The 9409-nt window shown below is 53.2% G+C and carries 10 protein-coding genes; 5 read left to right on the top strand and 5 right to left on the bottom strand.

Annotated elements, in window-relative coordinates; all coding sequences use genetic code 11:
* On the top strand, nt 1-232 hold a 232-nt coding region (locus F624_RS0128640; protein WP_019577821.1), incomplete at its 5' end, for an integrase core domain-containing protein.
* A gap of 1158 nt (nt 233-1390) precedes the next feature.
* On the opposite strand, the gene F624_RS36555 is transcribed toward F624_RS0128640, so the two are convergent.
* Nucleotides 1391-1576, bottom strand: a complete 186-nt coding sequence (locus F624_RS36555) for a hypothetical protein (RefSeq protein WP_157443677.1) — start codon at nt 1574-1576, stop codon at nt 1391-1393.
* Between the two features lie 414 nt (nt 1577-1990).
* On the opposite strand from F624_RS36555, the gene F624_RS35570 reads away from it, so the two are divergent.
* Nucleotides 1991-2392 carry a hypothetical protein gene (locus F624_RS35570; RefSeq protein ID WP_211224187.1) on the top strand — a complete coding sequence of 134 codons (402 nt, stop codon included), beginning with the start codon at nt 1991-1993 and terminating at the stop codon, nt 2390-2392.
* A 101-nt stretch (nt 2393-2493) separates the two neighbouring features.
* Here the strand turns inward: F624_RS35570 and F624_RS35155 are convergent, their stop codons facing one another.
* Nucleotides 2494-2778: a hypothetical protein gene (locus F624_RS35155; protein ID WP_157443674.1), complete on the bottom strand. Its 285-nt coding sequence runs from the start codon at nt 2776-2778 to the stop codon at nt 2494-2496.
* Between the two features lie 502 nt (nt 2779-3280).
* Between F624_RS35155 and F624_RS35150 the strand changes: the two genes are divergently transcribed.
* Entirely contained in the window at nt 3281-4861 is a 1581-nt protein-coding gene (locus tag F624_RS35150; protein WP_157443673.1) for a hypothetical protein, read from the top strand.
* 399 nt (nt 4862-5260) lie between these two features.
* Here F624_RS35150 and F624_RS0128620 read toward each other — a convergent pair whose 3' ends face one another.
* Nucleotides 5261-5923 carry a hypothetical protein gene (locus F624_RS0128620; RefSeq protein WP_245573755.1) on the bottom strand — a complete coding sequence of 221 codons (663 nt, stop codon included), beginning with the start codon at nt 5921-5923 and terminating at the stop codon, nt 5261-5263.
* Between the two features lie 90 nt (nt 5924-6013).
* Between F624_RS0128620 and F624_RS0128615 the strand changes: the two genes are divergently transcribed.
* Both F624_RS0128615 and F624_RS0128610 read left to right on the top strand, forming a co-directional pair.
* Nucleotides 6014-6469: a Crp/Fnr family transcriptional regulator gene (locus F624_RS0128615; RefSeq protein ID WP_245573754.1), complete on the top strand. Its 456-nt coding sequence runs from the start codon at nt 6014-6016 to the stop codon at nt 6467-6469.
* Nucleotides 6470-6538: 69 nt separating this feature from the next.
* Complete coding sequence (locus F624_RS0128610; RefSeq protein WP_019577815.1) at nt 6539-7117, top strand: NAD(P)H-dependent oxidoreductase; 579 nt, start codon at nt 6539-6541, stop codon at nt 7115-7117.
* A gap of 661 nt (nt 7118-7778) precedes the next feature.
* Here F624_RS0128610 and F624_RS0128600 read toward each other — a convergent pair.
* Both F624_RS0128600 and F624_RS34460 read right to left on the bottom strand, forming a co-directional pair.
* Nucleotides 7779-8615 carry a hypothetical protein gene (locus tag F624_RS0128600; RefSeq protein WP_019577813.1) on the bottom strand — a complete coding sequence of 279 codons (837 nt, stop codon included), beginning with the start codon at nt 8613-8615 and terminating at the stop codon, nt 7779-7781.
* A 10-nt stretch (nt 8616-8625) separates the two neighbouring features.
* A complete protein-coding gene (locus tag F624_RS34460; protein ID WP_084679755.1) occupies nt 8626-9087 on the bottom strand; it encodes a DUF2628 domain-containing protein in 462 nt (153 codons plus the stop codon).
* Between the last annotated feature and the right edge of the window lie 322 nt (nt 9088-9409).

The following is a 9409-nucleotide window of genomic DNA, read 5'->3' as shown; positions in this document are numbered from 1 at the left end:
CGGATACATCGAAAGCTTCAATGGCAAGTTCCGCGACGAGCACCTCAACGAGAGCTGGTTTGAGACCTTGCACCAGGCCAGAACATCCGTGGCCATCTGGCGCACGGACTACAACGAAGTCAGACCACACAGCAGCCTGGGCCGCATACCACCGGCTCGTTTTGCCGAGCTGCATCGCCAGCGCGCTGGCGATGCAGCTCAACAACCTTCAATTCAAAAACAAATCGATTAACCTTGAACTTGGACTTCCACTTTTGATTGGTACGTCTGTAGGGGGCAGGTCATGAGGACACACCTTTTTTGTCGCAGAACATTTTTTTGGGATTGCCATCCGGTGCCAGGCCGCCAAAAATCAGGCTTTCAGGTGGAACTTGTAATTCAGTCATGGTCAAAATTGGCCGAATTTTTTCGACGGCGCATTTTGATTCTCGGTCTAAATCCTGCATTGTGAAATTTTTTGCCGATTGAACTTGCTGGAAGCACGGTCCGATTAGGTGGAGGATGACCCGGCTGGATGCAGCCTACGACCCGTGAACGGGAACGTACTGCGACCGCTTTGGTGAGCCCGAATGTGGCCTCGAGTTGGTGCACGGCTGACTAACGTGGCACCGTGTGGATCACATTTGAGCAGTCCGCTAGCGCCTCTCTGGTGTGACCTTATGACCGTGACCCGAAACGGATGTTCATCTCGTCTCAGCTGGTGTGACCTTCGATCTGCGCAATCGCCTGGGCTTCAGGCTGCTGCGCGTACATCAACTCGATCAACGCCTTTTAGTTCGGTGTCGATGCGCACAATTCAGTCATTGTTGGTTGGTGCGAACGCGCCCTGCATGGACCGGATCTGACCAAAAATGGCAGTCGTCGTCTGAAGAACACCCGTTGTCTGTGGCCGTGGGGTTCGGACCTTAACCAGGGACGGCGGGCTTGGGGCAACGCTTCATTTTCGGTCGTTGCAGTTGAGCGAGGCGGTGCGTGGGGTCACGCGTACGATCAGGCCGATGCGGTATTGCAAGTCCTTGTCGGTGAGGCTTACTCGGTTGCCGACGAAGATGTCGCAGCGACTGGCGACGTAATGTGGCGGACTGGGCCATTTTGAGCTTCTGCTCCGCCGATACTGGACCACCAGCTGTCGATGGGTTGGCTGAGTTGGTGTGGATCGCAGCATCCTGAACCTTGAAGGGTTTGCAGTAGGCAAGATCTTGAGCCACGGCCTGACGACATGCGCAGGCTTCCATGTCTGGTCATCCCAGCTGTTGTATCGAATCTGTTGGTCGGTGTACCACTCCGCCTGGATGTGCTCGGTGCGTCATCGAGCGGCGAGCAGTTGCGCCGTCACCCAACTGAGCAGATACAACTCGGCCCTGCCGCCATGGGCACCATTTGCAATGGGCTAAATGTGCGTGCGTCCATTTGACCAACGTCCGCCAAGTTTGCTTTTTACCAGCGGTAGATCCTTAGCGCTGGCGTCATCGGTCCAGATCGAGGCACCAGTCCAGGACAGCAATTCGTCAACGCGGTCGATGGGATGGTGGGCGATGCACTCAAGGACTTGACGAAGGTAGCGCTGCCGATTGATCTCGTTCTGTCAGACCGAGCCCAGCAACGCACACATCACCGCCGCAGGGTGGCCGCTGGCATCTGAGCTGACGTATCGGTGAAATCTTGTACCCATTGGCAACACAGCGCAGGTCTCGCTCAGCCCCATTGTCGTGGGCCTAGATGGGCCCGTCTTCAACGAAGTTCGTCAGTGCCATTCAGTAATGGTGGTTGGTGGTGACCGTCAGAGGACTCTGGGGAATTCGCCGGAAATATCAGTGGGGCTGGGACTGAAACTTACGAAACGGCGTGCACACCGTGTTCCGAGTTTCAAGAATAAGGGTCAACTATGCCTTCGAAAAGTATGTCCTTCCGCACGCGCTGTTCCAACCAGCGCCGCCTGTCCCCTATCGGGCCTAAGCCTGTGGTGCCTAAGCGTTTGGCGGCTCGTCGCATGTCCGTGAACAGCACGTGCTTTAACGACGCTCGCAATGCCGAAGCTTCCCATGTGGTGTCCACTGCAATGCCGGTCGTCAAAACTGGTGTGCCTGACACGCCTTTGGTGGCGCCTAAGCACGCGACCAAGCGCAAAGTGGACTTCGTCCCGCTGGAGGATGAGGTGCGACTGTACCTCCCTACTAATGAGGCGGCGTACCACCTCGGACGTAAGCCTCAAACTTTGCGCGTGTGGAGTTGCAATGGCACCGGCATGTTGCAGCCTATCGGGCGCGGTGGACGTTTGTTGTGGCCAGTCGCTGGTATCAAAGCCCTCCTGCTCAAGGATGCCGACAAAGCTAAAAACAAGGCGGCTGACAAAGAAACAGCTCACATGAAGGACGCCAAGCGCGATGCGTAACGTGTCCCAATTGCGTATGTTTAGGGGCCTCGCACGAGGGCCCCCGATGGGGGCTACTTCGAGTAGTCTTCAAGCGGATCTTCGCGTCATTGGCGAAGTGTTCACTGTGAAATTCTGGCTGCATCAAATCCTGCTGCGGTCGGGTCGTTGCCATTGTCGGGGGGGCTGCTCACAAAACCACTGACCCCGGGCAACTGAGCCACTTCGGTCACGTTTCGATCGACAACCCGAGATGTCCTGATGGTCAATGTACGCACCGGCGCGGCCGATGGCACGCCGAGCGTGAAATGGCTGCGATGCTTGTCACCGTTACCAGTGCGGATAGCCGCGTGACGGGCGGCACCGACAAGGGCGACGATACGCGCGGTGTCGCTCAGGTTTGCCAAGAGATGAAAGTCCCACTCCACTTGGCGCGCAACTCCCGCACACTGGCAGCAACGCTATCGATAAGTGCTTTGGCTGAAGAAAGACGACCGGACAAATCCGCCAGGTGATGGAGCACGGACTGGAGACGGTGGAGCCATTTTTTACTTTGATCGAGGCGGCCAAAAACCTCACGCGTTTGCGTTCCCTGAGCGCATGCGTGCGCAGGTGGCTTGATGAGGTTGAAAGCCGTGGAAACGCACCCGCCAGAACGCGCGGCATGCCCTGTTTGCGGGCAATGCGGGGCGGGCCAAGGGAAATTGAGCATTGAGTGAACATCGTCATGCGAGTGCCAAGGTGGGGTTTGCCTGTGTCACTGTTATTTCAATAGGCTCTTAACGGATTGATGAATTGTTCTTGTGGGTGTGGAAGTTTCGAGGATTTTGGTGAGTGTTGATATCAAATGTGGATGGAGTTGTTGTAGTATTAATTTTGTTTTGGTGTGTATTTTCCGTGGGGAAGTAAATGGGACGAGCGAATAAACCGTATTCAAGGCATGATCGTGAGGTTGTCCTCAGTCATTTGGCTGACGTGCTTTCGATTGATCAAACGCAAGCGTCAGATTTGATTGATCGATACGCCGATGAAATCCCTGCCCTCGCGCGAGTTTTGCTTGGTGCTGGTACTGACAATGGACGTCAGTGGTCTTCGTCGATACTCGCCAAGATTCCAAGAAATTTTTGCAGTATCGGAGATTACAGCTGCGTGATTTCTAAACAAGCTGGAGGAGGTCGGTCCTCTCTCAAATTTTTGGCATCAACTGACAATGTTGATGTCGAAGATGTGAAGAATTCGCCTAGTGCTCATGCAGAGACTTATCGTGCGATTCACCGCGGTTTGTATGCTGAGTATGGTCGAAGATATAAGGTGCCGGGATGCGAGGATGCCAGTATTGGCGAGCTTTTGATGTCTTGGTTTGATGTGGAAAATGCTGTGAATAAGGAGTTTTCCCGTCATCCTTGGAGTTCTGATACAAATCTCGGGCAGGTGTTGTTTTTTCTTGAGAATGGTCTCGAATGGAATGTGAAGGTTCAGTTTTCTAATTATAAAGAATTTAAAAGTAGGGGCTTTAATGTCGCATCTCCATGGTCTGTTGAGTTTGCTACTTACAAGGTTGAATTGGATAGATATTTTGGAATATTCGATAGTGCTGTATTTAAATTGAATTTGAGTAATTTTAATTCTGATGCACTGGGTATCCATGATGATTGGAGTCTCTATGAATTGGCTAAAGAAATTGATGGAATTCCAGATAGTCTGCTTTTGCTATTTGGGGTGCACTTATCGGTGAATAAAGCCTTAAATGAGGCTGTCACTCAAAACGAAATACACCATTCAGCATTTGAAATGGTGAATGCATTTGTCAGTGCACTCAATGACGTTGGTATCACTGAGGCCCCCGAACACGTCTTGGAACACAGTTTTGAAGATTGCGAAGAAGCTTTACGGGACTTAATGTTGGACTGGTTCGGTCCAAGAGGTATGCTTCTGGGTAAGCATTCATATTTCAAAAAGCCACTATTTGAGTCTGATATTGATAATGTTTTGCGATGGACGGTGCCGCTTCGTGATGCGTATTTGAATGGGCGTGGAGCCTTTGAATTTGGCGAGCTCGGTAGAAGATTGCAGGCCGCAAAGTCGATGCCTTGCTTTGATTCATTTCATCGGTTTTTGTTGGTTGTTGTGCTAATCTCTGCTTATTATGGCGGTGTGTCTGTCGATCATGAAATAATGGGGGCTAAGAATCGTGGTAAGGCGGTTTTTCCTGCGAGAGGAACGCAGCGTTCGGGGCCGTCTGTGCATGTGGAGGAGCTTCTTCTTGCTGCTTTTGGTCAGATTTATTATTCGAACTCTTCCTTCTCTTTAATTGCTGAGGATGTTTTTTCTTATGCCGAACATAGAAAAAATATACGTGAACTTAAAATGTTGCTTTTTTGGAGGTTTGTGAAGGATCGTAGCGTGAGAGAGATTTGTATGATTTTTCTTATGCTAAGGCAAAGTATGCTTGAGGAGGCGGGGGTGGATTTTTATCCGCTGTCGCCGTAATTTATTTGGTTGGGCCTGATTTTTTGAAGAAAGGCATTTTTGAAATTTTCCGGTCATACCCAGGTTTGTGAGGCGCAAAAGTATGCGGCATTGAATTGGTGATCAAGAACTGATTGTCATTTTTGCCATCAATGCCACGTACATCGCCGTGCCCAGTTCGATCAACAACCAAGGCTGTGTGCACACCCCGAGATTCATCAGATTTAAAAGATGAGGCAATGATGTTTCGGCACAAATCTGCATAGTGGCCGGTTGTCGATAGCGGCTTGACTCACTGCCTGGTTGACACCGCGGTTACCGTCAATGAGATCTCATCGATGCATACCCATGGTGCATGAAAAGGAAAGCGATGTCTTCGCCGACACCGACTATCTCGGTGTCGACAAGCGCGACAGACACTCACACTAGTTTGAAGAAGCCGTTGGATTCAACGACAAGCTTGTTCGTCTCAACCAACTTCTTGATTGAGGCTCCGATCGAGCCGCGAGGCAGACCACTGACCTTGGCCATCTCAACATGCCCAACAGCTTTTGCCTGTTTGCGAAGGATCTTCTTGAGCGCTTTGAGCAAGAGCTCCGAGTTAGCCAGCTTTGGTTTGTCGACAACAGCGGAGGGTTTGACCGTAGCTGGTCGCTTGCTGGGTTTGCGCTTACCCTCCCCCTTGCTAACAACCTTCGCGTCCTCGATCAACTCGGGGGATGAGACGACTGAAGCATCCTGAACTCGACGCCGGCGCGTCACCGAGGGCAAGGCCGGCAGCACTGGAACCTCCGCTTGAACCTTCTGAGCAGCATCCAGGTAAATGGCTTTGAGTTGCTGTTCCAAGGAGTTCATCTCGTGCACCAGGCGCGCCACCTGCCGCATCTGCTGATATGCACCATCTACCTCGGGACCAAAAGGTTGCATGGCCATTTGTTCCATCAAGGCATGCGAATGCGCCTGAAGCTCCTGTTGCAAGGCAAGACCCGCCGCATTCACGGCCGAGCCGGCAGCTTGGAGTTGAGACAAGGTCTGAGAAGCAATGGCCATAGTTGTACCCGACGTAGTGAACGAGATGGTCAAATTCTATCCACGCGAGTCGTCCCATTGATGGCGAGAATTTCCTCGGAGAGACACCCTTGCCCTGTGTAGTGACCTGGGTTGGCACAGCGCTTGTACCTCATTGAGCAAGGCTGTGCTCGGCTTTGCCTGCTGGATTCTGACGGACGCGAGACAAGCACCCAATTTTTCTTCGAGGGCGAGATTGTCAGTTCGATCGAGAGTCTTTTGACAGGACTCCCCAGCGCCCAGTCCTTGATTACCCTGGAAACTTGTCGTCTGCGCGTGCTGGAAGGGGCCGCCATCAAGGCCAGAGTTCAGCAGGAACCTGCTCTGCAAGCTGAACTTCAGGCGTTCACGTTGCAGCGACTTGTGAATTACGTAGACCTCTACACCAGTGCCATTGCGAAATCGCCGACTCAGCGCTACCAGGCACTGCTGGCTGCGCACCAGCAGCGGCTGGAGCGCATTCCCTTGCATATCCTGGCATCCTTCCTGGGTGTGAGTGCCGTACACCTGAGCCGAATCCGTCGCAAGTTGAAAGACACCCCGTCTGCTGACGCGCTCTGAACCTTTGTTAATGACGGGACGGCCCGCGGCACGCACCATCACGCCATCACAACTTTCGATGGAGTCCCCATGCACACACTGGTCGTTTTGGCCCACCCCTATGCCAAGAGTTATTGCCATGCTTTGTACCAGCGGGTGGTGCAGCAACTGGAAAATGCCGGCCATGTGGTGGACCGCCTGCACCTGGACGCCGAGGATTTTGATCCCATCATGCGTGGATCTGATCTGGCTGTGTACGCACGCGGTCAAAGTGACGATCCAATGGTTGCGGGCTATCAGGCCCGCATTGAGGCTGCACAGCAATTGATTTTCATCTTCCCGATCTGGTGGGAAGTCATGCCAGCCTTGTTGAAAGGCTTCATTGACAAGGTGTTCACCAAGGGATGGGCTTACGAGCCGGCCAAAATTGGCATGAAAGGCCACCTCACGCACATCCAGCGGGCAGTAGTCATCACCACCATGAACACGCCAAAATGGGCCTACCGGTGGTTGTACGGAGATGCCGTGCAGCGGGCATTGGTACGCGGCACATTGCGCAAATGCGGCGTGCGCAAGGTGAAGTGGGTGGCGCTATCGCCCGTCAGCCATGTCACCGATGCCAGGCGAGAGAAGTGGCTCAACCAAGTTGGTGCAATGTTCACCGTTTAAACATCGAGAATGAAATGCGGGAACTGGGGCGCAATCCTGCAGAGCGGTTGCAGTGGTCGATTTGCCCGCGCTGGTCGGGCCATGCAAGACGATGGCAAAAGGTTTCATGGAATCCTTGAATGACCGGACATGAGGGCGGCCCCTCTCTCGGCCGGATGACTGCTCCTGGCCGAGTACCGACACCCAGCTAGTCCGTTGAGAGTTTCACGTTTAACCAAATCCCAGTTTGTGGATTCGGTTTGGAGTCTCCAAACTCCTTAGAAGCCTCTGCGAGGCCGCTTTCCCGGAGAGTTTTTGCAGCGCGGCCAAAAAAGTCCGCGAGCGCCTCAAGCTCCGACGACGTCACGATAACGTCAATGTCCTGGACGTCTATGGGTTGAAGTCCTTCCTCTTCACTCCACGTTGTCGGCAACGCGATGACCCTCATTTTTGCCCCTCCCGAAAGTCAACTCCTGGCCGCTCTCAGGCATCGTATCAGACGGCCTCCCAGGGATGTTGTCACCGAAGTGGCTGGATCGAATCGTAATCAGTGGCCTAGTTTGAATCGGGGTTGGTGGCAGGTTCGGATCGGGTCCATAGGTTGAACGGATCGGAATATGCACTTTGTCCCCACAATTTATATCCCGAAACCTTTATTGAATCTCGCCCGTGGCGTCTTTCGCTACTGGCTCTTCAGATCAGAGGCTTGTAATTGGCAACGTTGTGGCAAGTCGATCGCCAAGTTCGCTTCAACCCTCGTCTTCCATATGAGCTGAATGTCTTCCCATTGGCGGGGAAGTATGTACTTGGACATGTATTGGAACTGTTCATATGGGCCGACAGTCGATTGCTTGCCTGCGAAGCGCATGTCAAACGAGTGCAGCGTGGTCTTTTTTTCAAGAACCCTGACCTCGATGATTTCTTCATAGCGGTCCTGCCGAGCCGCATTCAGTCGATCTTCGAGGGTCTTGAGGTCTTGCGCATGGCATTCGTTGATTTTTGCGGATCCCGGGGCTTGGAATTCCGTCCACTCTTTGAGCACTTCCTGTTGTTTGACAAGTTTTGCCTGGCTCTCCGCCAAAAGCTCTGCAGGCGGCGTATAGATGAAGCGTGCGAAACCCTTCGGCTCTGGTGCGTTGACGTCAATTGTGGCGATGCGTCGTTGCGTCTCCTCTACAGCACGTTGAGCGTTTTCCAAGGACTCCTGTAGGCGGTTTTGCAGCTTTTCTGCTTGCTCGTCTGAGGCCTTGCGGAGATATTGCTCGGAGGATCGGAAAACCTCTGGATCGATCTTCACCAAGCAGGTGTTTGTCACGATGACTGACTTCTCGGGGCCATCACGGCTGGTCCACTTTTGATCGGAGCAGTAAGGCCGGCTACTCAGGGTGTCTTCAAGGCGCCCGAACTGACCCTCTTTGTGATCTTTGGCCGCATTGATTTCACTGTTGAAGCAGCCTTGAAGTGAGGCCAAGGTGGCAAAGGCCGCGACCACTTTGAATGCATTTTTCTTCATGAACATGGCTTGTCCCTCACCACCATCCGTTGTCGTTGAGGATCTGCTTCTTGAAGTAGTCCAAATTGACCTTGCCGGCAAAGAATCCAGCCATGAAGAACGAGGCCAGCGACTGGTGAGCTCCCACCGCTTTGAGCACCACTTCGCCGATCAACACGATGGACAAGCCAACGCCCAGCATCGTCAACGCCCGCTTCCACATGCCTAGGAACGCGTAGTAGAACGGTCCGAATAGGAAACCAAGAATGTTGAACTTGATGGCCAGTCGTTCCGACATCGGGAGCTTGCCCAGGGCGGGCAATTTGGCGCCACCGGCCTTTTGAATGAGTGCAAACCGCTTCACCCACTTGTCCGAAAGGGCGCCTTCGGCCTTGCGTTGTGTGGCCTGAGGAGTGGCTTGTTGTGCTCCGCAGTTCGGGCAAGACGTTGCAACTGCAGTCACGGGTTGGCCGCAGCCGCGGCAAAAAACTGTAGACATCACATTCCTTTTTCCGTTGTCGTTTCTCAGTTACCCAGAAGTGCCAGCAAGGCAAGTCCGGCCATCGCAACGCCGGCAATGGCCAGCCATCGACCGCGCTTTTGTTGGCTCAAGGTCCAACCTCCCAGCGCCAAGCCACCAAAGCCAAATGCGGCGATCCCGACCACTGTGTCGTGGTCAAGGTGTCCCTGATTTGCAAACGGAGAGATCGTCAAAATCCCAACGATCAATGTGGCGATCGGACGCCACAGTGGCCCGTCATTTCCATCCTGGCTCGTGTCCTTTTGAGGTGCACCGCACCCAGGACATGTCAAAGCTGTCT

This window comes from Curvibacter lanceolatus ATCC 14669 (assembly GCF_000381265.1).
Lineage (GTDB): Bacteria > Pseudomonadota > Gammaproteobacteria > Burkholderiales > Burkholderiaceae_C > Curvibacter > Curvibacter lanceolatus.
This window is presented reverse-complemented; position numbering and strand designations above follow the sequence as displayed.